The organism is Enterobacter cloacae complex sp. P17RS, from assembly GCF_014895885.1.
In the GTDB taxonomy this organism is placed as follows: domain Bacteria; phylum Pseudomonadota; class Gammaproteobacteria; order Enterobacterales; family Enterobacteriaceae; genus Enterobacter; species Enterobacter bugandensis.
Genome location: NZ_JADBQK010000004.1, coordinates 63,610 through 89,464, shown reverse-complemented (window position 1 = coordinate 89,464; position 25,855 = coordinate 63,610). Strand labels below are relative to the sequence as shown.

Genomic DNA, 25,855 nt, shown 5'->3' with positions numbered 1-25,855 from the left:
CAAAAATCACAGCACCGAAGGTAGCAGTCCTACAAGGCGTCCTTCTTCCAGAAGCTGCATCGCCTTATCAATATCCGGCGCAAAGAAGCGGTCATCATCATAATGCGTGACGTGCTCGCGCAGCACATGGCGCGCCTGCTCCAGCAGCGGGCTGGATTTAAGCCCTTCGCGCAGATCGATACCCTGACACGCCGCCAGCCACTCCACCGCCAGCACGCCGCGGGTGTTGGAGGCCATCTCCCAGAGACGACGCCCGGCCGCCGGGGCCATCGACACGTGATCTTCCTGGTTCGCCGAGGTTGGCAGGCTGTCCACGCTGTGCGGGTGCGACAGGGCTTTGTTCTCGCTTGCCAGCGCTGCGGCCGTCACCTGAGCGATCATAAAGCCTGAGTTAACCCCGCCGTTACGCACCAGGAACGGTGGCAGCTGGGACATGTGTTTATCCATCATCAGCGCGATGCGGCGCTCGGATAACGCCCCGACTTCGGCAATCGCCAGCGCGATATTATCCGCCGCCATCGCCACCGGCTCGGCGTGGAAATTGCCTCCGGAGACCACCTCGTTTTCCTCGGCGAACACCAGCGGGTTGTCGGAGACCGCGTTGGCCTCCACCAGCAGCACCTCTGCCGCCTGGCGCAGCTGCGTCAGGCACGCGCCCATCACCTGCGGCTGACAGCGCAGGGAATACGGATCCTGCACCTTCTCGCAGTTATGGTGTGAATCCGCAATCTCACTCGTGTCGGTAAGCACGTGGCGGTACATGGCGGCGGCATCAATCTGCCCGCGCTGGCCGCGCACCGCGTGAATACGCGCGTCAAACGGACGACGCGAGCCGAGCACCGCCTCGGTGGTCAGCGCACCGCACACCACCGCCGAGGCAAAGAGATCTTCCGCTTCAAACAGGCCGCGCAGCGCAAAGGCCGTCGACGCCTGCGTGCCGTTGAGCAGCGCCAGCCCCTCTTTTGCCGCGAGAGTGATTGGCGTTAAGCCGGCTTTTGCCAGCGCTTCTTTCGCAGGGAGCCACTCGCCCTGCCAGCGCGCTTTGCCCTCACCCAGCAGCAGCAGCGACATGTGCGCCAGCGGGGCGAGATCGCCGGAGGCGCCGACGGAACCTTTTGCCGGGATCCACGGATAGACTTCTGCATTCACCAGGGCCATCAGCGCCTGGATCACGCTCAGGCGAATGCCCGAGAAACCGCGCGCCAGGCTGTTGATTTTGAGCACCATCATCAGACGGACAATCTCATCATCCAGCGGCTGGCCGACGCCTGCCGCGTGCGACAGCACCAGCGAACGCTGTAAGTTTTCCAGATCGTGCGTGGCGATGCGGGTCTGCGCCAGCAGGCCAAAGCCGGTGTTAATCCCGTAGGCGGTGCGCCCTTCGGCAACAATCGCTTCTACGCAGGCGACGCTGTCGTTTATCGCGGCGTGGGCGCTTTCATCTAGTGAAAGGGTGACCGGCTGGCGCCAGACGTTACGCAGCTGTTTGAGCGTCAGCGAGCCGGGAGTGAGTGTTAACGCGTTCATGCATGCTTTCCTTGTGTGGCAGGGATCATCGGCAGGTTCAGTCCCTGCTCTTTGGCACAGTCAATGGCAATCTCGTAACCCGCATCCGCGTGACGCATCACGCCGGTTGCCGGGTCGTTGTGCAGGACGCGAGCGATGCGCGCGGCGGCTTCATCCGTTCCGTCACAGACAATAACCATCCCGGAATGCTGGGAGAAGCCCATTCCCACGCCGCCGCCGTGGTGCAGCGAGACCCAGGTGGCGCCGCTGGCGGTATTCAGCAGGGCATTAAGCAATGGCCAGTCGGAGACCGCGTCAGATCCGTCGCGCATGGCTTCGGTTTCACGGTTCGGGCTGGCGACGGAGCCGGAGTCCAGATGGTCGCGGCCAATGACGATAGGCGCGGAGACTTCACCGCTGCGCACCATTTCGTTGAAGGCCAGACCCAGCTTTTGCCGCCACTCCAGCCCTACCCAGCAGATGCGCGCCGGCAAGCCCTGGAAGCTGATGCGTTCGCGAGCCATATCCAGCCAGTGGTGCAGGTGTTCGTCGTCGGCGACGATCTCCTTCACTTTGGCGTCGGTTTTGTAGATATCCTGCGGATCGCCGGACAAGGCCACCCAGCGGAACGGGCCAATGCCGCGGCAGAACAGCGGACGGATATAGGCAGGCACGAAGCCGGGGAAGTCGAAGGCGTTATTCACGCCCATCTCTTTCGCCATCTGGCGGATGTTGTTGCCGTAGTCAAAGGTTGGAATACCCAACTGGCTGAAGGCCAGCATCGCGGAGACGTGTTCCGCCATCGAACGCTTAGCCGCCAGTACCGTGCCTTCAGGGTCGGTTTCCGCTTTTTGCTGGTAGTCTTCCCACGTCCAGCCTTTTGGCAGGTAACCGTGCAGCGGGTCATGGGCGCTGGTCTGGTCGGTAACGAGATCCGGACGCACGCCGCGGGCAACCAGCTCCGGCAGAATATCCGCCGCGTTACCGCACAGGGCAATCGACATCGCTTTGCCTTCGGACGTGTATTTTTTGATGCGCGCCAGCGCGTCATCGAGATTCTCGGCCTGTTCGTCGACGTAACGGGTACGCAGACGGAAATCAATGCGGCTCTGCTGGCATTCAATGTTCAGCGAGCACGCGCCGGCCAGCGTGGCGGCCAGCGGCTGCGCGCCGCCCATCCCGCCCAGACCGGCGGTAAGCACCCAGCGGCCTTTCAGCGAGCCGTTATAGTGCTGACGCCCCGCTTCCACGAAGGTTTCGTAGGTGCCCTGCACAATCCCCTGGCTGCCGATGTAGATCCAGCTCCCGGCGGTCATCTGGCCATACATCGCCAGCCCTTTCGCGTCCAGCTCGTTGAAGTGTTCCCAGGTAGCCCAGTGCGGCACGAGGTTAGAGTTGGCGATCAGCACGCGCGGCGCGTTCTTATGGGTTTTAAATACGCCAACCGGCTTGCCGGACTGCACCAGCAGGGTTTCGTCGTGTTCGAGTTCGGTCAGGGATTTTACAATTGCGTCATAGCATTCCCAGTTGCGTGCGGCGCGGCCTATGCCGCCGTAGACCACCAGTTCGTGGGGGTTTTCCGCCACCTCAGGATCAAGGTTGTTCATCAACATGCGCAGCGGGGCTTCGGTGAGCCAGCTTTTGGCAGTAAGCGTGGTGCCGCGCGCGGCGCGGACGTCCTGCTGGCGGTATTTACCTGACGACATTGTGTGCTCCTCATAAGGGACAGATGATGCATTTAGATATACTTGTATAGACAAGCACACACAAGGTTGGATTTAACAAAAAAGATACAATTTTGTTATATTGCGTTAGCGATCACGCTTATAAAACTTATGACATAAAGTGGCCCTGCAGCCGGTAACGGTTCCCCGGGAAAAGCAGTCGGGCATGCGACACGATATGCGATGATGACCAGGTACGACGGCGGATCAGCAGGCACGGATCGTGTTCTTTAATGCGCAACAGCTCGCACTCCTGCGGCGTCGCGCGTACGGCCTCCACAATGTGCTCCCCTTCCGTGAGCGGTGCGACGAGCGAGAGATACGCGTGCGGCGTGGTGTGAGTGTAATCCTGGTTCAGGTATTCCGGTATCCGCTCTGCGTTGACGCAGCGATCTTCAATCTGCACCGGAATGTCGTTTTCAAAATGCACCATCACAGAGTGGAAGATGCGGCTACCCTCTTTGACATTTAGCTCAACGGCCTGCTCGGCGCTGGCCTGGGTCTCTTCCAGCACCAGCACTTCGCAGCGGTGCTGATGATTACGCGAGGTTATCTCATCGGCAATGCTGCGGATTTCAAACAGGGCGGACTGCCCTTTCGGTTCCGCCACGAACGTCCCCACGCCCTGCAGGCGCACCAGAAGTCCTTCGTCGGTGAGCTCGCGCAGCGCCCGGTTGACGGTCATCCGGCTAAAACCGAACTGCGCCACCAGCTCGGCCTCCGACGGAATGCGATCGTGCGGGCGCCAGACGCCGGTAGCAATCTTTTCGCTGATCGCCTGCTTCACCTTTTCATAAAAAGGCGCGGGCGGGCTCGGTTGCGGCAGGGGTGAGCGTGAAAACATCGTGACTCCTTTAATAGTGTTATGCCCACCAGTGAGCAATTTGCCAGGCCAGACGGGCAGCGAGCTTTGCGCCCTGTCCGTCCCGATCGTACTGCGGGTTAAACTCTACCAGATCGGCGGCCTGCAGCTTACCGCTGCGGCAGATTTGTTCAATAACCGGCATAAGATCCATTGCCGGGACGCCTAACGCCGCAGGGGCGGAAACGGCAGGCATTTCGCCCGCGGGCAGGACGTCCAGATCGATTGTCAGATAGATACGATCGGCCTGCGCCAGCACCTTTTCCAGCGCCGATAATGCCTCGCGTCTGAAATGGAGATCCTCCACCAGCGTGACGTTCAGGCGTTCAGCCTCATCCCACAGTGCCTGGGTGTTCGCCGCGCGGCTGACGCCAAAGCAGGCGTAGCGAAACTCGCGCCCGCATTCATCGCAGTATTGAGCCAGCTGGCGAAACGGCGTGCCGGACGTCGCCCGGTCGGCCTTGCGCAGATCGAGATGCGCATCCAGGTTTATCACCGCCACGCGCTCGCCGGGGAATGCATCCAGAACACCCCGTCCATGCGCCCAGGCAGTTTCATGCCCGCCGCCAAACACCAGCGTGCGCATCCCGGACTGCTGGCAGGCCGTCACGGCATCGCTTAACGCCCGCTGCGCGGGTTCAAGCTCATCGCTTTCAACGTACACCGAGCCCATATCCGCCAGCCGTTCGTGTCCCTGATGGCTTGCCATATTCGCCAGCGCTTTGCGCAGAATATCAGGGGCCTGCGCGGCGCCGGGCCTGCCCTGATTGCGTTTAACACCTGCATCGCATTCAAAGCCTATCAGCGCGATGCCGGATGAAAGCGGCGTGAACTGCGCCTGCTGTTGTATCGTCTGGAAAATGCGCGTTGCATTGCTGGCTTCGGCGCTGTCGTCTCGCCCCTGCCAGACCGTTTCGGCGACGGGCCGCCATAACTTCATACTGCCTCCCCACGGAAAATACGTTGATACAGCGGATTGCGTCCCGGCTCGTAGACCATCTCTACAGGATGGTGAGCATCCCAGACGATAAAATCAGCGACAGACCCCGACTGCAACTGCCCGTGCGTTGCGCCGCGGCCCAGCGCCTGCGCCGCATGCCGCGTGACGCCAGCCCAGGCCTCTTCGGGCGTCAGGCCAAACTGGACGCAGGCCATATTCATCGCCAGGTGCAGGCTGGCAAACGGGCTGGTGCCGGGGTTATAGTCGGTGGCGACGGCCATCGGCACACCACGTTTTCGGAGCTGATCAACCGGCGGACGCTGGCGCTCCTGCAGAAAATAGAACGCGCCGGGGAGCAGTACCGCAACCGTACCGCTTTGCGCCATCGCCTGAACGCCCGCGTCGTCGAGATATTCGATATGATCGGCCGACAGTCCGTTATATTGGCTGACCAGCGCCGCTCCGCCCTGATTCGACAGCTGTTCAACATGCCCTTTCACCGGGATACCGAGCGCGGCAGCGGCCTGGAAGAGGCGCTCGGTTTGCGACGGGGTAAAGCCGACGTTTTCACAAAACACGTCTACTGCTTCATATAACTCTTTTTGCCACAGCGTGGGCAGTATCTGCTCGCAAACCAGCGCGAGGTACGCATCCGGATCCTGTCGGTATTCCGGCGGAACCGCATGGGCCGCCAGCAGCGTTGGGCTGATATCAACCGGGTTATTGAGGCTCAGCTGGCGGGCAACCTGCAGCATCTTCTCTTCGGCCTCGGCGTTGAGTCCGTATCCCGATTTGATTTCAACGGTCGTTACACCTTCATTCATCAGACGCTGGAGCCGCTGCTGCGCCAGTTTTAGCAGGGTTTCCAGGGAACTGCTGCGCGTTGCCGTCACGGTGGCGTTAATCCCGCCCCCCTGAGCGCTGATGGTCTGGTAAGAGACGCCGTTCAGACGCTGTTCCCACTCCGCCGCGCGGTCGCCGCCAAATACCAGATGGGTATGGCAGTCAATCAGGCCAGGCGTGACCAGACGTCCCTCAAGATCGATGACGTGACGGTGTCCGGAAGGAAGGTCAGATTCAGGGAGCACGGCAAGTATAGTTTGGCCGCGCACGACCAGCGCGTGCTGCTCTTTCAGGCCATAAGACGCGGATGTATCGGGAACCATTGTTGCCAGGCGCGCATTTCGCCATATAACATCGTCAGGTTGAAGCTGCATGGGCATTCCACTTGTCATGGGTTGTATAGACATTTATTTGCATCCATCGTCTGCTGTCAACCGCCTTAAGGGAAAATGTTATTTATTTGTGATGACTTTCCCGTCACCTCCGGGCAAAAAATGCAACTTTTACCCTTTTTATCTTCCCGTTTCGCTCAACTTAGTATAAAAAAGCAGGCTATTTCGTCTATCCCGTAAAGACTTGCATACCCAGGAGCTTCACCTTGAACATTTCCAGGATTTCCCGTCTGGCGTTAGCGCTCGCCTTTGGCGTGACATTATCCGCATGCAGTTCTACACCACCGGATCAGCGTCCTTCTGAGCAGGTAGCGCCCGGTACCGCCTCCCGCCCGATTTTGTCCGCGGATGAAGCGAAGAATTTCGACCGCGCCCATTACTTCTCGGCGATGGATCCTAACGCCGCGCCGTGGACACCGTCTTCTATTAACCTGCCTAAACAGCCTGACTTCGTTGTTGGCCCGGCTGGCGCGCAGGGCGTAACGCATACCACTATCCAGGCAGCGGTTGACGCGGCAATCACTAAACACAGCGCGTCTCGCCAGTACATCGCGATCCTGCCGGGTGAATACGAAGGCACCGTGTATGTTCCGGCGGCTCCTGGCAGCATTACGATTTACGGTCTGGGTGAAAAAGCCATCGACGTAAAAATTGGCCTGGCGATTGATTCCGAAATCGACAGCACCGCCTGGCGTCACCTGGTGAACCCGGCAGGCAAATATATGCCGGGCAAACCGGCGTGGTATATGTTTGATAACTGCCAGAGCAAGCGTTCCGCCACCGTTGGCATGATGTGCTCAGCGGTATTTTGGTCTCAAAACAACGGTCTGCAGCTGCAGAACCTGACCATTCAGAATACCCTGGGTGACAGCGTGGATGCCGGTAACCATCAGGCCGTGGCGCTGCGTAGCGACGGCGATAAGGTGCAGATTAACAACGTCAATATTCTGGGCCGTCAGAACACCTTCTTCGTGACCAATAGCGGCGTACAGAACACGCTGCAGAACAACCGTCTGACCCGTACGCTGGTGACCAACAGCTACGTTGAAGGTGACGTGGATCTGGTGTCCGGTCGCGGCGCGGTGGTGTTTGATAACACCGATTTCCGCGTGGTGAATTCCCGTACCCAGCAGGAAGGCTATGTGTTTGCGCCGGCAACCCAGTCTAACCTGTTTTACGGCTTCCTGGCCGTGAACAGCCGCTTTAACGCGGCCGGTGACGGCGTGGCGCAACTGGGCCGCTCCCTGGACGTGGACTCTGCCACCAACGGCCAGGTCGTTATCCGCGACAGCGTGATCAACGAAGGCTTTAACGTGGCGAAGCCGTGGGCTGATGCGGCTGTCTCCAAACGTCCGTTCTCCGGCAACACCGGTGCGGTGGACGATAAAGGAAACGTGCAGCGCAACCTGAACGACGCGAACTTCAACCGCATGTGGGAATACAACAACCGCGGTCTGGGCAGCAACGTGGTTGCTGAGCCGAAGCAGTAACGAGATGAGAGTAAAAGGGGGAGTTTAATCCCCCTTTTTACTGCGACTGAATGCGTCAGGCTCCAAACTTAAGATACGCATCCAATAGTTGCATAATCGCAACCATGAGTTGCAGGAACAGAATTGCCCATTCCACACCGCTCATACGCCACTCCTTTGGTATAGAGCACTTCTCCTCTGGTTTACCTTTCCGCTGCCTGTCACCAGAGGTGTGTTGGTTATGTTTTGATGTGCTCCGCAGTTTAGGCACCGTCGGCACCACCCGACAGCCAGGACTTAAAAAGGATCCTGAATTGCGGAACTGCAACACATCGAACCAACGCACAGAATGATATCAAATCACCACTGTACATAAAAACAGTTAAACCAATTTAGGAATTTATAAAGCAAAAGCACTTAAGTGACTGATTATTATTTATATACTATTCACTGATCATTCCGTGTTCTCCTTTGTTCGTTGACGATGAATTTACATCGCCTTGAGTCGACATTATGATGACCCTGTTGGTTACGTTTTGATGTGCTCACCCGGCTACCACCGGGCATAAAAAAACCTCGCATTCGCGAGGTTTTTTGTTTTAAGCCGCTTAGTGCGCGTTAACCACCACCCACATTGGCCCCTGACCTACCGCATAGCGTCCTTTCTCTTCCAGCAGGCCCTGCTCGCCTTTGATTTCATACAGCGCGATGTGGTGGGATTTCTGCCCCGCCGCAATCAGGTATTTACCGCTGTGATCGATATTAAAGCCGCGCGGCTGGGTTTCCGTTGGCTGGAAGCCCTCAATAGCCAGCACGCTGCCATCTTCGGAGACGCTAAACACGGTAATCAGGCTGGAGGTGCGGTCGCAGGCGTACAGATGGCGACCATCCGGCGTGATGTGAATATCTGCCGCCCAGCGAGTGTCAGAGAAGTCAGACGGCATCATATCCAGCGTCTGCACGCACTCAATCTGGCCGTTTGGATCTTTCAGCTCCCATACGTCCACCGAGCTGTTCAGTTCGTTAACGACGTAGGCATACTGCTGGTTCGGGTGGAATACCATATGGCGAGGACCTGCGCCCTCAACGGTGGTGACTTCCGCAGGATTCTGCGCCACCAGGTGACCATCGTCGCTCAGGGTGAACAGGCAGATACGATCCTGCTTCAGCGCAGGCACCCACAGCGTGCGGTTGTCCGGGGTGATATTCGCCGAATGGCAGCCTTCCAGCCCTTCCACCACGTCGACAGTTTCTACCGGAATACCATCGTCAAGACGGGTCACGCTGACGCAACCGGCATTGTAAGACCCGCTAAAAATGAAGCGGCCTTTACGATCGGTCGAGATGTGGGTTGGGCTGCCCGGCAGTGGCGCTTCAGCGGTGTAGGTCAGCGCGCCGTCGTCAGGAGAGATGCGGTAGGCCAGCACGCGAAACTCCGGGCGCACACCCACGTATAAGAAACGTTTATCCGGGCTGACGACCATCGGTTGCACCTGGCCCGGCACATCAACAACCTGAACCAGCGTGAGCGAACCTTCTGCATTCAAGCGCCAGACGTGGATCTGCTGACTTTCAGGACTGGCGGTATAAACGGTTTGTTTCATGAATACTCCTTTCCTCACTGCACGTGAAAGTGATTATTTTTAACGGTGAATGCTGAATTTTAGCCAGGAATTTTGCAGCGATTTACTCTCGGTGTAACATCCCCTGAGACCTAAAATTCAACATTAACCCGGAAGAACAAATGACCTCGCGTGTGATTGCACTGGATTTAGACGGAACATTACTTACCCCTCAGAAAACCCTGCTCCCCTCCTCCCTTGAAGCGCTTAAACGCGCGCAGGAGGTGGGATATCAACTCCTTATCGTAACGGGTCGACATCACGTTGCCATTCACCCTTTTTATCAGGCACTGGCGCTGGATACACCTGCAATTTGTTGTAATGGCACTTATTTGTATGATTATCAGGCAAAAAAGGTTTTAGCCTCCGACCCGCTGCCGGTTCCCCAGGCGCTGCAGCTGATCGATCTGCTGGATGAGCATAACGTTCACGGCCTGATGTATGTGGATAACGCGATGGTGTACGAGCGCCCAACCGGCCATGTGGTACGCACCAGCAACTGGGCGTTGTCTCTGCCAGAAGCGCAGCGTCCGGTCTTTACCCAGGTTTCCTCTCTGCGTCAGGCGGCCCAGGACGTTGAGGCTATCTGGAAGTTTGCCCTGACGGATGAAGACACCACCAAACTGAATACCTTCGCGAAACACGTCGAGGACACGCTGGGGCTGGAGTGCGAATGGTCCTGGCACGATCAGGTGGATATTGCCCGCAAAGGCAACAGCAAAGGCAAGCGTCTGACGCAGTACGTGGAATCGCAGGGCTGGTCAATGCAGGACGCGATCGCCTTCGGCGACAACTACAACGACATCAGCATGCTGGAAGCCGTCGGTACGGGCGTGGCGATGGGCAATGCCGACGACGCGGTAAAAGCGCGCGCTAACGTGGTGATTGGCGACAACACCACCGACAGCATCGCGCAGTACATCTATACCCACCTGCTGTAATCAGGCGGTGATCGAAACGCTCTTGATTTGCGCGTAAAGCCACAGGCCGGGCTTGATTGCCAACTCATCCCTGGCCCACGGGCTGATGCGCGCCCAGAGCGTCCTGCTGCCCACGTCGAGCTTCACCTCTACCTGCCCGTTATCATCAAAACACTCCGCAACTTTGGCGCGCAGAATATTTCGAATACTGGTTTGCAGCGGCGGCTGCAGCACCAGCGAGACGTCCGATGCCTGGATGCGGATCCGCAGCGCGGACTGCAATGGTTTGTCGATCTTATTGACCCAAAGATGCTGGTCGCCCAGCGCCAGGGCGGTCATCGCGTAGTGCGGATGATGCTCCAGAACGCTCACCTTCAGGATGCTGCTCTGCTGCTCCCTGGGTAACCAGGGGTGCATCACGCTACTGCCCCACACCTCTTCCAGGTTGCCGAAGGCCTTCACGCTGCCCTCTTCCAGCACCAGCACTTTGTCGGCCAGATGCAGGATCTCATCCAGCGAATGGCTGACGTAGAGCATCGGAATATTAATTTCGCGGGTCAGACGCTGCAGGTAAGGCAAAAGCTCGCGCTTGCGCGGTATATCCAGCGAGGCCAGCGGCTCGTCGAGCAGCAGCAGTTCGGGGGCGGTCAGCAACGCGCGGCCTATAGCCACACGCTGTTTCTCCCCGCCGGAGAGCGAGGACGGCAGCCTGTCGAGCAGGGGTTCAATGCCTAAAAGCGTCACCAGCTTATCAAACTGCCCGGCCATGCTTTTCGCCATGCCGTAGCGCAGGTTGCCGCGCACGCTGTAGTGCGGGAACAAGCGCGCGTCCTGAAAAACATAGCCGATGCGGCGCTTATCCGGCGAAAGGTAAATCTTGTTCTCCACGTCATTCAGGACGCGGTTGTTCAGGACAATGCGCCCTGACTGCGGGCGCGTCAGGCCGCTGATGGCGTTAATCAGAGACGTTTTACCCGCGCCCGACACGCCGAAGACGGCGGTGATGCCGCTTGCAGGCAGCGTCTCGTTAAGCGTCAGAGTATGGTTTCCCAGCGTCTGGGTGAAATTCAGTTCCAGCATCGTTATTTCCCCATCCGTTCGCGGCTTAGCCGTGCCAGCCATTCAGAAACCAGCAGCGAAACCAGGGCTAATACGATAGAGATGATGCACAGCCGCGCTGCGGCACTCTCTCCCCCTGGCGTCTGAATCAGGGTATACATGGCCGATGGGATGGTCCGCGTCTCGCCGGGAATGTTCGACACAAAGGTGATGGTCGCACCAAACTCGCCCAGCGAGCGGGCGAACGCCAGCACCGTCCCGACAATGATGCCCGGCAGCGTAAGCGGAAGCGTGATGGTAAAAAAGACGCGCCAGCGCCCGGCACCGAGCGTGCGGGCCGCCTGTTCGAGCTTCATATCCACGCCTTCCAGCGCGAGGCGGATCGCTCTGACCATCAGCGGGAATGACATCACCGCCGCCGCCAGTACCGCACCGCGCCAGCTAAAGGCAAAGGTGATTCCGAACCAGTCATAGAGCTTTTCGCCGATAAAACCGCGTCGCCCCATCGAAATCAGCAGCAGATAACCGACCACCACGGGCGGTAAAACCAGGGGAAGATGAAGGACGCTGTCGAGCAGCGCTTTGCCGGGGAACCGACAGCGAACCAGTAGCCAGGCAAAAAAGATCCCAAAGGGCAAACTCAGCGCAACCGCCAGGGAAGAGACTTTAAGGCTCAGCAGAACAGCCTGCCATTCAGGATCGGTCAATATCATCAGTGAGTCGTAAATCCATAACGTTTAAAGATTGCGGACGCCTCCGGCCCCTTCAGATAATCGCGGAAGGCCGTTACGGTCGCATTTTTATGTCCATCAACAATCGCCACAGGATATTCCACTTTCTTGTGGGAGTCTTCCGGGAAGGTGCCAACCACTTTTACGCCCTTGCTGGCAACGGCATCGGAACCATACACAATGCCCAGCGGAGCTTCGTTACGCTCCACCAGCGCCAGCGCGCCGCGCACATCTTCCGCCGGGGCCAGTTTTGGTGACAGGGTCTCCCACGCGCCCAGCTTTTGCAGCGCTTCTTTGGCGTAAATCCCGGCCGGAACGTGTTCCGGGTCACCCACCGCCAGACGGGCACCGTTCAGCAGGCGGGTCCAGTTTGTCTCTTTATTGATGGTGATTTCACCCTGCGCGCTGGCCTTCGGTGCAACCACAACCAGGCTATTGCCCAGCAGTGTTTCGCGGGTCGCCGCATCAATCGATTTCTTCTCCACCGCGTAGTCCATCCACTTCTGGTCAGCAGAGATAAACAGATCTGCCGGAGCGCCCGCTTCTATCTGCCGTGCCAGCGTAGAGGAAGAGGCAAAAGAGGAGACTACCTCGACGTCTTTCTCTTTTTTATACGCCGCCGCAATATCCTGCAGCGCGTTGGTCAACGACGCCGCCGCAAAGACCGTGATTTTACCTTCGTCCGCCAGCGCGTGTCCGGTAAGTGAAAGCGTCAGCGTTGCCCCTGCGAAAAGGCGTACCCATGAACGTGCCATCTGTAACTCCTGTGAGTAGCGTTATATACATATTAATATAACGGTATCGTCAGGGAGATCCCAGCGGTAATTCGTACCGCTCAAGGGGTAACACGGTGTGTTACGTTAAATAATATCGGCGAAAGTAAGAAAAGCTTGAGAGCAAAACGCCCGGGCAAGCCGGGCGTTTTGTGGGAAATTAATGCTGCTTTTTCGCACGGTCTCGGTGACCGATATTCGAAAAGACGTTGAACACTTCACCCAGGCCGTAGATGGCACCGAGGATGATGGCCATCACTACTGGTACCATGATCACGGCGAATACCAGACTTTTCAACAACTCTAACATGGTTTTCTCCAGATTTTGTGAATGGGCTATTCTACCCTGAAAAGTAAGAAAAACATCCCCTTTTGTGCGGTGCCCTTTGCGCCCTGCACCATTTGGGTCACAATATTCTTTTTGCCAGGACACTGTTATGCAGGCCGAAATTCTTCTTACTCTCCGACTTCAGCAAAAGCTTTTCGCCGATCCCCGACGTATTGCCCTGCTTAAACAGATAGAACAAACCGGCTCAATTAGCCAGGGCGCTAAGAATGCCGGGATTAGCTATAAAAGCGCCTGGGATGCCATCAATGACATGAACACCCTGAGCGAGCATCCGCTGGTGGACAGAGCCACAGGGGGCAAAGGCGGTGGAGGTGCTGTTGTCACACGCTACGGCCTGCGCCTGATTCAGCTCTACGATCTCCTGGGCCAGATTCAGCAAAAAGCGTTCGATGTATTGAGTGACGACGACAACGTTCCGCTGGACAGCTTGCTGGCCGCCATTTCCCGCTTCTCGTTGCAGACCAGCGCCCGCAACCAGTGGTTTGGTACGGTGACGGCGCGCGATAATCTCCAGGTACAGCAGCATGTTGAGATCCTGCTTGCCGATGGTGTCACCCGTCTGAAATCGGCTATAACGGCCCAGAGCGCAGAGCGCCTTGACCTGGATGAAGGTAAAGAGGTGCTGGTGTTGCTGAAAGCACCCTGGGTCAATATCACACGCGACCCGGACAAGGCAAAGGTGGCTGATAACCAGCTGCGGGGCACCATCAGCCATATCGAACGCGGCAAGGAGCAGTGCGAAGTGCTGATGCCCCTGGCAGACGGACAGGCGCTTTGCGCCACGGTCCCGCTCAGCGAGGCGAACGATTTAGAAGAAGGTGCTGTCGTCACCGCATATTTCAACGCGGATCGGGTGATTATCGCCACATTGTGCTGAGCGCATTGACAATCGTGACGACAGTGCGTATCCCTGACATCTGTCGCTGCAAAAAATGGGATACATCATGTCATCATTGCATATTTCGCAAGGTACGTTTCGTCTTAGCGATACCCGAACGCTGACGATTGCCGATCTGACAATACGCGCGGGTGAAAGCTGGGCGTTTGTCGGCACTAACGGCAGCGGTAAATCCGCGCTGGCCCGCGCGCTGGCCGGAGAGCTTACCCTTCTCAAAGGCGAATGCCGGAGCGATTTCACGCGCCTGACGCGCCTGTCCTTTGAACAGCTGCAGAAGCTGGTCAGCGACGAGTGGCAGCGCAACAATACCGATTTACTCAGTCCTGGCGAAGAAGATACCGGCCGCACGGCGGCGGAAATTATTCAGGATGAGGTGAAAGATCCCGCCCGCTGTCAGCATCTGGCGGAACAGTTTGGCATTTCCGCGCTGCTGAACCGGCGCTTTAAGTACCTCTCTACCGGCGAGACGCGGAAAACGCTGCTGTGCCAGGCGCTCATGAGCCAGCCGGAGCTGCTGATTCTGGATGAGCCCTTTGACGGGCTGGATGTCCACTCCCGCGCCCAGCTGGCTGCCCTGCTGGACTCTCTGAATCAGGAAGGCTATACGATCGTACTGGTGCTGAACCGCTTTGATGAAATTCCTGACTTCGTGCAGAACGCGGGCGTGCTGGCAGACTGTAGCCTGATCGAAACCGGAGAAAAATCCGCGCTGCTCCGACAGGCGCTGATTGCCCAGCTTGCGCACAGCGAAAAGCTGGCGGGCATTGCGCTGCCGGATCCCGACGCGCCGGCAGCACGCCACGGTCTCGATCCCCGGCAGCCGCTTATCGTCCTGCGCGATGGCGTAGTCTCCTATGACGAACGACCGATCCTGAATCACCTCAGCTGGACGGTTAATCCTGGCGAACACTGGCAGATTGTCGGTCCCAACGGCGCGGGGAAATCCACGCTGCTGAGCCTGATAACCGGCGATCACCCGCAGGGCTACAGTAACGATCTGACGCTGTTTGGCCGCCGTCGCGGCAGCGGCGAAACCATCTGGGATATCAAAAAGCACATTGGCTACGTTAGCAGCAGCCTGCATCTGGATTACCGGGTCAGTACCACGGTACGCAACGTGATCCTTTCCGGCTATTTTGATTCCATCGGCATTTATCAGGCGGTGTCAGATAAACAGCACAAGCTGGCCCAGCAGTGGCTGGATATTCTGGGGATGGATAACCGGGTGGCTGACGCGCCGTTTCATAGCCTGTCGTGGGGGCAGCAGCGCCTGGCACTGATCGTTCGCGCGCTGGTAAAACACCCTACGCTCCTGATCCTCGACGAGCCGCTGCAGGGGCTGGATCCGCTTAACCGACAGCTGGTCCGCCGCTTTGTGGACGTGCTGATTAGCGAAGGTGAAACGCAGCTGCTGTTCGTTTCACACCATGCCGAAGATGCCCCCTCCTGCATCACCCACCGCCTCGAGTTTGTCGCGGACGGCGAGGGTTATCGCTACCTTCTCAGCAACGTAGATTAACCACGGAGGACACCGCCCTCCTCTTTTCAGATAACTTGCATCAATACATCGCTATCTCTTTGATCTAGAATGCTCTACGTCATCGAAAAAGCGGGTGTGAAAACGAGTGTAAACGATTCCACTATTTTATCCCATGTCACACTTTTTGCGTCTCTGTTATGCTATGGTTATTACATACCATAAGCCCAATGGAGCGAATTATGCGAGTTCTGGTAACAGGTGGTAGCGGTTACATCGGAAGTCATACCTGTGTGCAGCTGCTGCAAAATGGTCACGATGTGATCATCCTCGACAACCTGTGCAATAGTAAGCGCAGCGTGCTGCCGGTGATTGAACGTCTTGGCGGTAAACAGCCGACTTTCGTAGAAGGCGACATCCGCAACGAAGCGCTGATGACCGAGATCCTTCACGACCACGCCATCGAAGCGGTGATCCACTTCGCGGGGCTGAAAGCGGTCGGTGAATCCGTTGCGAAACCGCTTGAGTATTACGACAACAACGTCAACGGTACCCTGCGTCTGATCTCCGCCATGCGCGCGGCAAACGTCAAAAACTTTATCTTTAGCTCCTCCGCCACCGTCTATGGCGATCAGCCAAAAATTCCTTACGTTGAAAGCTTCCCGACCGGTACGCCGCAAAGCCCGTACGGCAAAAGCAAGCTGATGGTGGAGCAGATCCTGACCGATCTGCAAAAAGCCCAGCCGGAGTGGAGCATCGCGCTGCTGCGCTACTTCAATCCGGTCGGCGCCCATCCGTCTGGCGATATGGGTGAAGATCCGCAGGGTATTCCGAACAACCTGATGCCGTATATCGCGCAGGTTGCCGTGGGCCGCCGCGACTCGCTGGCGATTTTTGGCAATGACTACCCCACCGAAGATGGTACCGGCGTGCGCGACTACATCCACGTCATGGATCTGGCCGACGGCCACGTGGCCGCGATGCAGCAGCTGGCGGATAAACCTGGCGTTCATATTTACAACCTCGGCGCCGGCGTCGGCAGCAGCGTGCTGGACGTGGTCAATGCCTTCAGCAAAGCCTGCGGTAAGCCGGTGAACTACCACTTCGCTCCGCGTCGTGATGGCGACCTGCCTGCTTACTGGGCCGATGCCACCAAAGCCGATAAAGAACTTAACTGGCGTGTCACCCGCACGCTTGATGAAATGGCACAGGATACCTGGCACTGGCAGTCACGCCACCCGCAGGGTTATCCGGACTAAGGATCCGTCATGACTTCGTTTAATCCCGTCGATCATCCGCATCGTCGTTTTAACCCGCTAAGCGGGCAATGGATTTTGGTCTCTCCGCATCGCGCCAAGCGTCCCTGGCAGGGGGCGCAGGAGACGCCTGCAAAACAGACCCTGCCGCAGCACGACCCGGATTGCTTCCTCTGTCCGGGCAACACGCGCGTGACCGGGGATAAAAACCCGGACTACAAAGGCACCTTCGTGTTTACCAACGATTTTGCCGCCCTGATGACCGATACCCCGGATGCCCCCGCGAGCCACGACCCGCTGATGCGCTGCGAAAGCGCGCGCGGTACCAGCCGCGTGATCTGCTTCTCGCCCGATCACAGCAAAACGCTGCCGGAGCTGAGCGTGGACGCGCTGAAAGAGGTGGTCAGCACCTGGCAGGCGCAAACCGCTGAGCTGGGGCAGAGCTATCCGTGGGTGCAGGTGTTCGAAAACAAAGGCGCGGCGATGGGCTGCTCTAACCCGCATCCGCACGGCCAGATCTGGGCAAACAGCTTCCTGCCCAACGAAGCCGAGCGTGAAGACCGTCTCCAGAAGGACTATTTCGCAGAAAACGGCTCCCCCATGCTGGTGGACTACACCCAGCGCGAGCTGGCTGACGGCAGCCGTACCGTAGTGGAAACCGAACACTGGCTGGCGGTCGTGCCTTACTGGGCCGCCTGGCCGTTTGAGACGCTGCTGCTGCCGAAAGCGCACGTTCAGCGCATTACCGATCTCAGCGACGCGCAGCGCGACGACCTGGCGCTGGCGCTGAAAAAGCTGACCAGCCGTTACGACAACCTGTTCCAGTGCTCCTTCCCGTACTCCATGGGCTGGCACGGCGCGCCGTTTAACGGCGAAGAGAATCAGCACTGGCAGCTGCACGCCCATTTCTATCCGCCGCTGCTGCGCTCTGCAACGGTGCGTAAATTTATGGTGGGCTATGAAATGCTGGCGGAAACCCAGCGTGACCTGACGGCGGAACAGGCGGCAGAGCGTCTGCGTGCCGTCAGCGACGTCCACTATCGCGAATCAGGAGTCTAAAAATGAGTCTGAAAGATAAAACACAATCCCTGTTTGCTGAGAAATTTGGCTACCCTGCCACCCACGTAATTCAGGCGCCTGGTCGCGTCAACCTGATCGGCGAGCACACCGACTACAACGACGGCTTCGTGCTGCCGTGCGCAATTGATTACCAGACGGTTATCAGCTGTGCGAAGCGCGACGACCGTAAAGTCCGCGTCATTGCGGCGGATTACGGTAATGAGACGGACGAGTTTTCCCTTGATGCCCCGATTGTGACGTACGACAGCCAGCAGTGGTCTAACTACGTGCGCGGCGTGGTGAAGCATCTGCAGAAGCGCAATAAGAACTTCGGCGGCGCCGATTTAGTCATCAGCGGCAACGTGCCGCAGGGTGCGGGCTTGAGCTCGTCGGCCTCGCTCGAAGTGGCCGTGGGAACCGTCTTCCAGCAGCTGTATCATCTGCCGCTGGACGGGGCGCAAATTGCCCTGAACGGTCAGGAAGCGGAAAACCAGTTCGTGGGCTGCAACTGCGGCATTATGGACCAGCTGATCTCCGCGCTGGGCAAAAAAGAGCATGCTTTACTGATCGACTGCCGCTCGCTTGGTACCAAAGCCGTTCCCCTGCCAAAAGGCGCGGCCGTCGTGATTATCAACAGTAACTTTAAACGCACGCTGGTGGGCAGCGAGTACAACACCCGCCGCGAACAGTGTGAAACCGGCGCGCGCTTCTTCCAGCAGCCTGCCCTGCGCGACGTGACGCTCGATGAATTTAACAAAGTGGCGCACGAGCTGGATCCTGTCGTCGCCAGACGCGTTCGCCACGTGCTGACCGAAAATGCCCGTACCGTTGAAGCCGCCTCCGCGCTGGCGAAAGGTGACCTGAAGCGCATGGGTGAGCTGATGGCGGAATCTCACGCCTCCATGCGCGATGATTTTGAAATCACCGTGCCGCAGATCGACACCCTGGTGGACATCGTCAAAGCGGTTATTGGCGATAAAGGCGGCGTGCGCATGACGGGCGGCGGCTTTGGCGGCTGCATCGTCGCGCTGGTGCCGGAAGAGCTGGTCCCTGCCGTCCAGGACGCCGTGGCGAAGCAGTACGAAGCGCAAACGGGCATCAAAGAAACGTTCTATGTATGTAAAGCATCACAAGGAGCCGGACAGTGCTAAACGAAACACCTACCCTCGCACCGGATGGTCTGCCGTATCGCCTGTTAACCCTGCGCAACAGCGCGGGGATGGTGGTTACGCTGATGGACTGGGGTGCGACCCTGCTTTCTGCCCGCGTACCGATGCCGGACGGCAGCGTGCGCGAAACCCTGCTGGGCTGCGCCTCACCCGAGCAGTACGTTAATCAGTCTGCCTATCTGGGCGCGTCCGTCGGGCGCTATGCCAACCGCATCGCGAAAAGCCGTTTTGAGCTCGACGGCGTGCAGTACTCCCTGCTGCCAAGCCAGGGCGAGAACCAGCTTCACGGCGGTCCGGACGGGTTTGATAAACGCCGCTGGAAAATTGTTCGTCAAAACGACGGCGAAGTGCTGTTCTCGCTGGATTCGCTTGATGGCGATCAGGGCTTCCCGGGGAACCTTACCGCGTCCGCGCGCTTTACGCTGACGGACGACAACCGTATCGCTATTGAATACCGTGCGACGGTCGACAAGCCGTGTCCGGTTAACCTGACTAACCATGCCTACTTCAATCTCGACGGCAACCAGTGCGACGTGCGTAACCACAAGCTGCAGATCCTGGCGGACGCGTATCTGCCGGTTGACGAGATGGGCATTCCGTATCAGGGCCTGAAAGAGGTGAGCGGGACCAGCTTTGACTTCCGCAGCGCGAAAGTTATCGCCCAGGATTTCCTGAGCGATGACGATCAGCGCAAGGTGAAAGGCTACGATCACGCGTTCCTGCTGCATGCCAAAGGTGATGTGAAGCAGCCTGCCGCACAGGTCTGGTCCAGCGATGAGAAACTGCAGATGACGGTGTATACCACCGCCCCAGCCCTGCAATTCTACTCGGGCAACTACCTCGGCGGCACGACGGCGCGCGAACACAATGAGTACAGCGACTGGCAAGGACTTGCGCTTGAGAGCGAGTTCCTGCCGGACAGCCCCAATCATCCTGAATGGCCGCAGCCGGACTGCGTGCTGCGCCCCGGTGAAGAGTACATTAGCGTGACGGAATACCATTTTATTACGAAATGATTTCCAGCCCTCCCATCGGAGGGCTTTTTTCTGCGCGTCTTGCTGAAAATAGCGCCGATCGCTGACAAAATCCTAACCCTGGATTCACAAGCATCTTACACTCAGAGACTATTTTCGCTATGGTTAGGGTTAAGCGTTGCTGCTGGCACGGCCACAGCAATATAATGAGAATTGTTATCATTCTAAAAATGCTTGAGGAGTAAGAGATGGCTATTACTAAGCTGGTCCTGGTGCGTCACGGCGAAAGCCAGTGGAACAACGAAAACCGCTTTACCGGTTGGTACGACGTTGATCTGTCCGAGAAAGGCGTAAGCGAAGCAAAAGCAGCAGGTAAACTGCTGAAGGAAGAAGGCTTCAGCTTTGATTTTGCTTACACCTCTGTGCTGAAACGTGCCATCCACACCCTGTGGAACGTGCTGGACGAACTGGATCAGGCCTGGCTGCCGGTTGAGAAATCCTGGAAACTGAACGAGCGTCACTACGGTGCGCTGCAGGGTCTGAACAAAGCGGAAACCGCTGAGAAATACGGTGACGAGCAGGTTAAACAGTGGCGTCGCGGCTTCGCGGTCACCCCACCAGAGCTGACCAAAGATGACGAGCGCTATCCGGGCCACGACCCGCGCTACGCGAAACTGACCGATGCTGAGCTGCCAACCACCGAGAGCCTGGCGCTGACCATCGACCGCGTTGTGCCTTACTGGAACGAAACCATTCTGCCACGCCTGAAAAGCGGTGAGCGCGTGATCATCGCTGCTCACGGTAACTCCCTGCGCGCGCTGGTGAAATATCTGGATAACATGGGCGAAGACGAGATCCTCGAACTGAACATCCCAACTGGCGTACCGCTGGTATATGAGTTCGACGAAAACTTCAAGCCAATCAAACATTACTACCTGGGTAACGCGGACGAGATCGCAGCGAAAGCAGCGGCTGTCGCGAACCAGGGTAAAGCGAAGTAATTTTCGCCGGACGTAAAAAAAGCGCGGAGCCTTCCGCGCTTTTTTATTTGTGCGTGAGGACTCAGCCGCGGCGCGCTTTTACCGCATTCGCCAGCTGACGCAGGATGGCATCGGTATCGTCCCAGCCAATGCAGGCATCGGTGACGCTTTTGCCATACACCAGCGGCTCGCTGCCTTCCAGGTTCTGGTTACCTTCAACCAGATGGCTTTCGATCATCACCCCAATTACCGCCTTCTCACCGTTGGCGATCTGCTGACAGACGTCTGCCCCCACTTCCATCTGCTTTTTGAACTGCTTGCTGGAGTTGGCGTGGCTGAAGTCGATCATCACCTGCTGTGGCAGCCCGGCTTTTTCCAGCCCGGCCTTCACCTCTGCCACGTGTTTTGCACTGTAGTTTGGCTCTTTACCGCCGCGCAGAATGATGTGGCAATCACCGTTACCGCTGGTGTTGACGATGGCGGAGTGACCCCATTTGGTCACGGACAGGAAGCAGTGCGGCGCACCCGCGGCGTTGATGGCATCAATAGCCACTTTGATGGTGCCATCAGTACCGTTTTTGAAGCCCACCGGACATGAGAGACCGGAAGCCAGCTCGCGGTGAACCTGAGATTCAGTAGTACGGGCACCAATGGCGCCCCAGCTCATCAGGTCTGCCAGGTATTGTGGCGTAATCATATCCAGGAACTCGCCGGCAGCAGGCAGGCCGCTGTCGTTGATCTCCAGCAGCAGCTTGCGCGCAATGCGCAGGCCGTCGTTGATCTGGAAGCTGTTATCCATGTGCGGATCGTTAATCAGCCCTTTCCAGCCCACGGTCGTGCGCGGTTTTTCAAAATAGACGCGCATGACGATTTCCAGCTCATCCTTTAACTCTTCACGCAAGGTGAGCAGACGAGCCGCATACTCTTTCGCAGCGGCAGGATCGTGAATGGAGCACGGGCCAATCACCACCAGAAGACGATCGTCATTACCTTTCAGGATCTTGTGGATCGCTTTACGAGCATGAGAAACCGTATTTGCGGCATTTTCAGTGGCGGGGAATTTCTCAAGGAGTGCTACAGGAGGTAATAACTCATTGATCTCTTTAATGCGTAAATCGTCGTTCTGATAATTCATCTTCTTTCCAGCTCTGCCATATCTTTAGTAATGAAAGCAATCCTTTCAATCTATCTTGTCGACCAGGAAGTGTAAACACGGTTTTACACTTCACGCAGATAATTCCTGGAATTCGCCTAAAAATCGCCACAAAATAGCGAAAAATGAGATCTAACCTAAGCTTTTTAACTGTAACAACCATTTTTAAACGCTTAAACGCGATTCCCTACTGACGTAAGTCCGTAAGGCGGAATCTTTCGCCTCTAAAAAGATGCACTGTTGGAGAATGTTATCCAGCGTAACGACAAGAACAGGAGCACCATCATGAAAATGACAAAACTGACTACCCTCTTCCTGACTGCCACACTCACCCTTGCCAGCGGCAGCGTCCTGGCCGCAGAAACGGGTGCTTCAGAAAGCAACGGTGATGCCAATGCGGCAGCAGCGGCAGGCCAGGTTGCGCCTGATGCGAAACAGAATATCGCCCCGAATAATGTCGATAACAGCCAGATCAATACCGGCAATACCAACACCGGTGGTACCATGCTGCATCCGAACGGTAGTGCTTCCGATACCATGAATCATGACAACATGAGCTCGGATGAGGTTCATAAGAACTCGATGTGCAAGGACGGCAAATGTCCCGATCCGAACGACAAAGTGGGTAACGACGCCAATACCAAAACTGATGGCACAACCCAGTAATTCTTGATGCTTCAAATGTGAAAGGAGAGCCCTGGCTCTCCTTTCTTTTTGGAGTAACCTGTTAAAAACGCTACACTAAAATAATAACGAATCAGGAAAGCAGACATGGCGCACACCCACTCACACCCATCTTCTCCCGGCAACGACAATGCAAAACGACTTATGCTGGCCTTTGGCGTTACGGCCACGTTTATGGTTATCGAGGTCATTGGCGGCCTGGTTTCCGGCTCGCTGGCGCTGCTGGCTGATGCCGGACATATGCTGACCGATGCCGCAGCGCTGCTTTTCGCCCTGCTGGCGGTGCAGTTTGCTCGCCGCCCGCCCAACGCGCGTCATACCTTCGGCTGGCTGAGGCTGACCACCCTTGCCGCGTTTGTTAACGCCATCGCGCTGGTGGTTATTACTGTTCTTATCGTCTGGGAGGCCGTACAGCGTTTCAGGCACCCGCAGCCCATCGCCGGGACGACAATGATGGTGATTGCCGTGGCGGGGTTGCTGGCAAATATTCTGGCGTTCTGGATTTTGCATCGCGGCAGCGGGGAAAAGAACCTCAACGTTCGCGCTGCGGCTCTGCATGTGCTGGGGGATTTGCTCGGCTCAGTCGGGGCGATTGTCGCCGCGCTGGTGATCCTCTATACCGGCTGGACGCCTGTCGACCCCATTCTCTCCGTGCTGGTATCGTGTCTGGTCTTGCGCAGCGCCTGGCGGCTGCTGAAGGAGAGCGTCAATGAACTGCTGGAAGGGGCGCCGGCATCAGTGGACATTGACGAGCTGAAACGAAACCTGCGCCGTACTGTCCCGGAAGTGCGTAACGTTCATCACGTGCACGTCTGGCTGGTAGGCGAGAAGCCGGTCATGACGCTGCACGTCCAGGTCATCCCGCCCCACGACCACGACGCGCTGCTTGAACGCATCCAGCACTTTCTTGAACATCACTATGAGATAGGTCACGCCACCATCCAGATGGAGTATCAGCCCTGTAGCGGGCCGGACTGCCACCTTAACGAGGCGCAGCCCGACCATTCACATCATCACCACTAGCTTGAAAGCGCGTGTGAGCCACGCTCACGCGCGCTCTTGATCCACATCCGGCTGCCGTTCAGGGCAATGAAGGTCAGCAGCAGATACTCCAGCGACATGGCATAGACGCCCTGAAGGGCAAAAATCACCACGCTGATGACGTTGATGATGACCCACAGCAGCCAGTTCTCAACGTATTTACGGGTCATCAGCACCATCGCCGCGATCGACAGCACCATCATGCAGGAATCCCAGAACGGGAAGGCATCCGGCTGAAGCTCCGGCATCGTCACGTTGAGGCCAATAGCGGACATGACCGAAACGGCAACGCGGGTCAGGAACGCAAACACCGGGTTGATGTAGACGGTCATCAAACCAATTGCGACGACGCAGGCGACAAACCAGGCGATGGCTTTCGGTAAGGGCAGCCAGCGGATCTGCAGCTCAGCCTCCTGCTGGCTGTTCTGCCGGGACCAGGCGTACCAGCCGTAAATATTGGCAGCGAAGAAAAACAGCTGTAAAAGCAGGCTGGCGTACAGCTGGATCTGGAAGAAGATAATCGCAAACAGCGTGACGTTAATCAGCCCGAACGCGTAGTTGCTGATCTTCTCCAGGCTTGCCAGCCAGATACACAGCAACCCCGCCAGCGTGCCTACGGCTTCAATCCATGACAGGTCATAGCCACCTGCACCAATCGGTATATGAACCAGAATGTTTTGCGTGCTAAAAAAATCCATCTTTTCCCCAGGGCGTTTTTGAATTAAGTACGTAGTGTAGCCGCAAAATCCAGCATGCGGTTAAGCGGAATTAACGCACCTTCACGCAGAGCGGCATCCACATGAATTTCATGCGCTGCACCGCCTGTCTCGAGCCCTTCGGCAATGGCCTTCAGGCCGTTCATCGCCATCCACGGGCAATGCGCGCAGCTGCGGCACGTCGCGCCCTCACCTGCCGTTGGTGCTTCCAGCAGCTCTTTCTCCGGTACGGCCTGCTGCATCTTATAGAAGATACCGCGATCGGTCGCGACGATGAGCTGCTTGTTCGGCAGCGTCCTGGCCGCGTTGATAAGCTGGCTGGTTGAGCCAACCGCATCGGCCATATCAACAATCGACTGCGGTGATTCAGGGTGCACAAGAATGGCCGCGTCAGGATAAAGCGCCTTCATACGGGACAACGCCTGGGTCTTGAATTCGTCGTGCACAATGCAGGCGCCCTGCCAGCAGAGAACGTCAGCGCCGGTCTGCTTCTGAACGTAATTGCCAAGATGGCGGTCCGGGGCCCAGATAATTTTCTCACCCAGGCTGTCCAGATGCTCAATCAGCTCAACGGCGATGCTCGACGTGACCACCCAGTCTGCGCGCGCTTTTACCGCCGCAGAGGTGTTGGCGTAAACAACCACGGTCCGGTCAGGATGGGCGTCGCAGAAGGCGGAGAATTCGTCAATCGGGCAGCCGAGATCGAGCGAACACTCCGCATTGAGCGTCGGCATCAGAATGGTTTTTTCCGGGCTGAGGATCTTTGCCGTTTCGCCCATAAAACGCACGCCTGCAACCAGCAGCGTGGAAGCGGGATGTTTTGCACCGAAGCGGGCCATCTCCAGTGAATCAGAAATACAGCCCCCGGTCTCTTCCGCCAGCTGCTGGATTTCCGGATCGGTGTAGTAATGGGCCACCATCACCGCATCGCGCTCTTTGAGAAGCCGTTTGATCTTCTCGCGGTAGAATTGTTTTTCATCCTGGCTTAATGGCACAGGCTTTGGCGGAAACGGATAGATTGCGGCTTCAGGATCGAACATCACGCTCATTATGGCTTCTCGTTTTACTGGCTTAACAATATTGCTTTTCTTTTGCCTGACAAAGCAAAACGCAGGGCAATTGTGTTTTATATACTAAACAAGATAGCGAATCTGGAGTGAAAAGTCACCGGGAATAGATGGGAGGAGCATTTGTTGTACGGCAGATAGCAAAAAGGCGCCTTTAGGGCGCCTTTCTACACTGGTGGGTCGTGCAGGAT

Annotated in this window: 25 protein-coding genes; 11 read left to right on the top strand and 14 right to left on the bottom strand. The window is 57.2% G+C overall.

The annotated features are described in order from the left end of the window. Window positions 1-6: 6 nt before the first annotated feature. The 5 genes from hutH to hutI all read right to left on the bottom strand — a co-directional run bounded on the left by hutH (window position 7) and on the right by hutI (window position 6,249). Window positions 7-1,527, bottom strand: a complete 1,521-nt coding sequence (hutH, locus tag IM265_RS04235) for a histidine ammonia-lyase (protein ID WP_047367760.1) — start codon at window positions 1,525-1,527, stop codon at window positions 7-9. Then, complete coding sequence (gene hutU / locus IM265_RS04230; protein WP_063154684.1) at window positions 1,524-3,212, bottom strand: urocanate hydratase; 1,689 nt, start codon at window positions 3,210-3,212, stop codon at window positions 1,524-1,526. Before hutU ends, hutH begins: the two co-directional genes overlap by 4 nt. A gap of 127 nt (window positions 3,213-3,339) precedes the next feature. After that, complete coding sequence (locus IM265_RS04225; protein WP_047367758.1) at window positions 3,340-4,074, bottom strand: histidine utilization repressor; 735 nt, start codon at window positions 4,072-4,074, stop codon at window positions 3,340-3,342. Window positions 4,075-4,093: 19 nt separating this feature from the next. Continuing rightward, window positions 4,094-5,032, bottom strand: coding sequence for a formimidoylglutamase (hutG, locus tag IM265_RS04220; protein ID WP_088204420.1), 939 nt, complete (start codon window positions 5,030-5,032; stop codon window positions 4,094-4,096). Then, the gene (hutI, locus tag IM265_RS04215; protein WP_226839311.1) at window positions 5,029-6,249 is read right to left on the bottom strand and encodes an imidazolonepropionase; all 1,221 of its coding nucleotides are present in this window, start codon (window positions 6,247-6,249) and stop codon (window positions 5,029-5,031) included. The genes hutG and hutI overlap by 4 nt, the downstream gene beginning before the upstream one ends. A 224-nt stretch (window positions 6,250-6,473) precedes the next feature. Between hutI and IM265_RS04210 the strand changes: the two genes are divergently transcribed. Continuing rightward, window positions 6,474-7,757, top strand: coding sequence for a putative acyl-CoA thioester hydrolase (locus IM265_RS04210; protein WP_049001162.1), 1,284 nt, complete (start codon window positions 6,474-6,476; stop codon window positions 7,755-7,757). A 55-nt stretch (window positions 7,758-7,812) separates the two neighbouring features. On the opposite strand, the gene tisB is transcribed toward IM265_RS04210, so the two are convergent. Together tisB and pgl are read right to left on the bottom strand one after the other, a co-directional pair. Then, window positions 7,813-7,902, bottom strand: a complete 90-nt coding sequence (tisB, locus tag IM265_RS04205; RefSeq protein ID WP_023332440.1) for a type I toxin-antitoxin system toxin TisB — start codon at window positions 7,900-7,902, stop codon at window positions 7,813-7,815. Between the two features lie 442 nt (window positions 7,903-8,344). Next, window positions 8,345-9,340 (bottom strand): 6-phosphogluconolactonase, encoded by a 996-nt coding sequence (pgl, locus tag IM265_RS04200; RefSeq protein WP_100170584.1) that lies wholly within the window; start codon window positions 9,338-9,340, stop codon window positions 8,345-8,347. A 140-nt stretch (window positions 9,341-9,480) separates the two neighbouring features. On the opposite strand from pgl, the gene IM265_RS04195 reads away from it, so the two are divergent. Beyond that, window positions 9,481-10,299: a pyridoxal phosphatase gene (locus IM265_RS04195; RefSeq protein ID WP_045259940.1), complete on the top strand. Its 819-nt coding sequence runs from the start codon at window positions 9,481-9,483 to the stop codon at window positions 10,297-10,299. On the opposite strand, the gene modC is transcribed toward IM265_RS04195, so the two are convergent. From modC to IM265_RS04175, 4 genes are all read right to left on the bottom strand, one after another. Further along, complete coding sequence (gene modC, locus IM265_RS04190) at window positions 10,300-11,358, bottom strand: molybdenum ABC transporter ATP-binding protein ModC (RefSeq protein ID WP_028012403.1); 1,059 nt, start codon at window positions 11,356-11,358, stop codon at window positions 10,300-10,302. It abuts the gene before it with no gap. Between the two features lie 2 nt (window positions 11,359-11,360). After that, window positions 11,361-12,050 (bottom strand): molybdate ABC transporter permease subunit, encoded by a 690-nt coding sequence (gene modB, locus IM265_RS04185; RefSeq protein ID WP_041910749.1) that lies wholly within the window; start codon window positions 12,048-12,050, stop codon window positions 11,361-11,363. Further along, window positions 12,050-12,823 (bottom strand): molybdate ABC transporter substrate-binding protein, encoded by a 774-nt coding sequence (gene modA / locus IM265_RS04180; protein WP_193030861.1) that lies wholly within the window; start codon window positions 12,821-12,823, stop codon window positions 12,050-12,052. Before modA ends, modB begins: the two co-directional genes overlap by 1 nt. Before the next feature lie 178 nt (window positions 12,824-13,001). Next, complete coding sequence (locus IM265_RS04175; RefSeq protein WP_013097516.1) at window positions 13,002-13,151, bottom strand: AcrZ family multidrug efflux pump-associated protein; 150 nt, start codon at window positions 13,149-13,151, stop codon at window positions 13,002-13,004. Window positions 13,152-13,278: 127 nt separating this feature from the next. On the opposite strand from IM265_RS04175, the gene modE reads away from it, so the two are divergent. The 7 genes from modE to gpmA all read left to right on the top strand — a co-directional run bounded on the left by modE (window position 13,279) and on the right by gpmA (window position 21,024). Then, window positions 13,279-14,067 carry a molybdenum-dependent transcriptional regulator gene (modE, locus tag IM265_RS04170; protein WP_100170586.1) on the top strand — a complete coding sequence of 263 codons (789 nt, stop codon included), beginning with the start codon at window positions 13,279-13,281 and terminating at the stop codon, window positions 14,065-14,067. A gap of 67 nt (window positions 14,068-14,134) precedes the next feature. Further along, window positions 14,135-15,607: a molybdate ABC transporter ATP-binding protein ModF gene (modF, locus tag IM265_RS04165; protein ID WP_028012399.1), complete on the top strand. Its 1,473-nt coding sequence runs from the start codon at window positions 14,135-14,137 to the stop codon at window positions 15,605-15,607. A gap of 200 nt (window positions 15,608-15,807) precedes the next feature. Beyond that, the gene (gene galE, locus IM265_RS04160; protein ID WP_193030859.1) at window positions 15,808-16,824 is read left to right on the top strand and encodes a UDP-glucose 4-epimerase GalE; all 1,017 of its coding nucleotides are present in this window, start codon (window positions 15,808-15,810) and stop codon (window positions 16,822-16,824) included. A 9-nt stretch (window positions 16,825-16,833) separates the two neighbouring features. Further along, a complete protein-coding gene (galT, locus tag IM265_RS04155) occupies window positions 16,834-17,880 on the top strand; it encodes a galactose-1-phosphate uridylyltransferase (protein WP_048957134.1) in 1,047 nt (348 codons plus the stop codon). Window positions 17,881-17,882: 2 nt separating this feature from the next. After that, window positions 17,883-19,031 (top strand): galactokinase, encoded by a 1,149-nt coding sequence (gene galK / locus IM265_RS04150; RefSeq protein WP_049137001.1) that lies wholly within the window; start codon window positions 17,883-17,885, stop codon window positions 19,029-19,031. Then, window positions 19,025-20,065, top strand: a complete 1,041-nt coding sequence (gene galM, locus IM265_RS04145) for a galactose-1-epimerase (protein WP_193030857.1) — start codon at window positions 19,025-19,027, stop codon at window positions 20,063-20,065. The genes galK and galM overlap by 7 nt, the downstream gene beginning before the upstream one ends. Window positions 20,066-20,271: 206 nt before the next feature. Beyond that, window positions 20,272-21,024, top strand: a complete 753-nt coding sequence (gpmA, locus tag IM265_RS04140; protein WP_008501111.1) for a 2,3-diphosphoglycerate-dependent phosphoglycerate mutase — start codon at window positions 20,272-20,274, stop codon at window positions 21,022-21,024. Window positions 21,025-21,085: 61 nt separating this feature from the next. On the opposite strand, the gene aroG is transcribed toward gpmA, so the two are convergent. Further along, complete coding sequence (aroG, locus tag IM265_RS04135) at window positions 21,086-22,138, bottom strand: 3-deoxy-7-phosphoheptulonate synthase AroG (RefSeq protein WP_193030855.1); 1,053 nt, start codon at window positions 22,136-22,138, stop codon at window positions 21,086-21,088. 303 nt (window positions 22,139-22,441) lie between these two features. Between aroG and IM265_RS04130 the strand changes: the two genes are divergently transcribed. Together IM265_RS04130 and zitB are read left to right on the top strand one after the other, a co-directional pair. After that, on the top strand, window positions 22,442-22,822 hold the full coding sequence (locus tag IM265_RS04130) for a protein YbgS (protein WP_193030852.1): 381 nt from the start codon (window positions 22,442-22,444) through the stop codon (window positions 22,820-22,822). A gap of 105 nt (window positions 22,823-22,927) precedes the next feature. Next, the gene (gene zitB / locus IM265_RS04125; RefSeq protein ID WP_063154692.1) at window positions 22,928-23,863 is read left to right on the top strand and encodes a CDF family zinc transporter ZitB; all 936 of its coding nucleotides are present in this window, start codon (window positions 22,928-22,930) and stop codon (window positions 23,861-23,863) included. On the opposite strand, the gene pnuC is transcribed toward zitB, so the two are convergent. Further along, on the bottom strand, window positions 23,860-24,579 hold the full coding sequence (gene pnuC / locus IM265_RS04120) for a nicotinamide riboside transporter PnuC (RefSeq protein ID WP_028012391.1): 720 nt from the start codon (window positions 24,577-24,579) through the stop codon (window positions 23,860-23,862). The genes zitB and pnuC overlap by 4 nt on opposite strands. Before the next feature lie 23 nt (window positions 24,580-24,602). Next, entirely contained in the window at window positions 24,603-25,646 is a 1,044-nt protein-coding gene (gene nadA / locus IM265_RS04115) for a quinolinate synthase NadA (protein WP_193030850.1), read from the bottom strand. Window positions 25,647-25,855: the final 209 nt, after the last annotated feature.

Bases quoted from the DNA above. Each gene is read 5' to 3' on its own strand.
- IM265_RS04175 (WP_013097516.1), bottom strand. From the start codon at position 13,151: ATGTTAGAGTTGTTGAAAAGTCTGGTATTCGCCGTGATCATGGTACCA.
- modB (WP_041910749.1), bottom strand. From the start codon at position 12,050: ATGATATTGACCGATCCTGAATGGCAGGCTGTTCTGCTGAGCCTTAAA.
- modA (WP_193030861.1), bottom strand. From the start codon at position 12,823: ATGGCACGTTCATGGGTACGCCTTTTCGCAGGGGCAACGCTGACGCTT.
- pnuC (WP_028012391.1), bottom strand. From the start codon at position 24,579: ATGGATTTTTTTAGCACGCAAAACATTCTGGTTCATATACCGATTGGT.
- modE (WP_100170586.1), top strand. From the start codon at position 13,279: ATGCAGGCCGAAATTCTTCTTACTCTCCGACTTCAGCAAAAGCTTTTC.
- modF (WP_028012399.1), top strand. From the start codon at position 14,135: ATGTCATCATTGCATATTTCGCAAGGTACGTTTCGTCTTAGCGATACC.
- pgl (WP_100170584.1), bottom strand. From the start codon at position 9,340: ATGAAACAAACCGTTTATACCGCCAGTCCTGAAAGTCAGCAGATCCAC.
- IM265_RS04195 (WP_045259940.1), top strand. From the start codon at position 9,481: ATGACCTCGCGTGTGATTGCACTGGATTTAGACGGAACATTACTTACC.
- tisB (WP_023332440.1), bottom strand. From the start codon at position 7,902: ATGAGCGGTGTGGAATGGGCAATTCTGTTCCTGCAACTCATGGTTGCG.
- hutH (WP_047367760.1), bottom strand. From the start codon at position 1,527: ATGAACGCGTTAACACTCACTCCCGGCTCGCTGACGCTCAAACAGCTG.
- galK (WP_049137001.1), top strand. From the start codon at position 17,883: ATGAGTCTGAAAGATAAAACACAATCCCTGTTTGCTGAGAAATTTGGC.
- galE (WP_193030859.1), top strand. From the start codon at position 15,808: ATGCGAGTTCTGGTAACAGGTGGTAGCGGTTACATCGGAAGTCATACC.
- modC (WP_028012403.1), bottom strand. From the start codon at position 11,358: ATGCTGGAACTGAATTTCACCCAGACGCTGGGAAACCATACTCTGACG.
- IM265_RS04130 (WP_193030852.1), top strand. From the start codon at position 22,442: ATGAAAATGACAAAACTGACTACCCTCTTCCTGACTGCCACACTCACC.
- aroG (WP_193030855.1), bottom strand. From the start codon at position 22,138: ATGAATTATCAGAACGACGATTTACGCATTAAAGAGATCAATGAGTTA.
- hutG (WP_088204420.1), bottom strand. From the start codon at position 5,032: ATGAAGTTATGGCGGCCCGTCGCCGAAACGGTCTGGCAGGGGCGAGAC.
- hutI (WP_226839311.1), bottom strand. From the start codon at position 6,249: ATGCAGCTTCAACCTGACGATGTTATATGGCGAAATGCGCGCCTGGCA.
- IM265_RS04225 (WP_047367758.1), bottom strand. From the start codon at position 4,074: ATGTTTTCACGCTCACCCCTGCCGCAACCGAGCCCGCCCGCGCCTTTT.
- zitB (WP_063154692.1), top strand. From the start codon at position 22,928: ATGGCGCACACCCACTCACACCCATCTTCTCCCGGCAACGACAATGCA.
- hutU (WP_063154684.1), bottom strand. From the start codon at position 3,212: ATGTCGTCAGGTAAATACCGCCAGCAGGACGTCCGCGCCGCGCGCGGC.
- galT (WP_048957134.1), top strand. From the start codon at position 16,834: ATGACTTCGTTTAATCCCGTCGATCATCCGCATCGTCGTTTTAACCCG.
- nadA (WP_193030850.1), bottom strand. From the start codon at position 25,646: ATGAGCGTGATGTTCGATCCTGAAGCCGCAATCTATCCGTTTCCGCCA.
- gpmA (WP_008501111.1), top strand. From the start codon at position 20,272: ATGGCTATTACTAAGCTGGTCCTGGTGCGTCACGGCGAAAGCCAGTGG.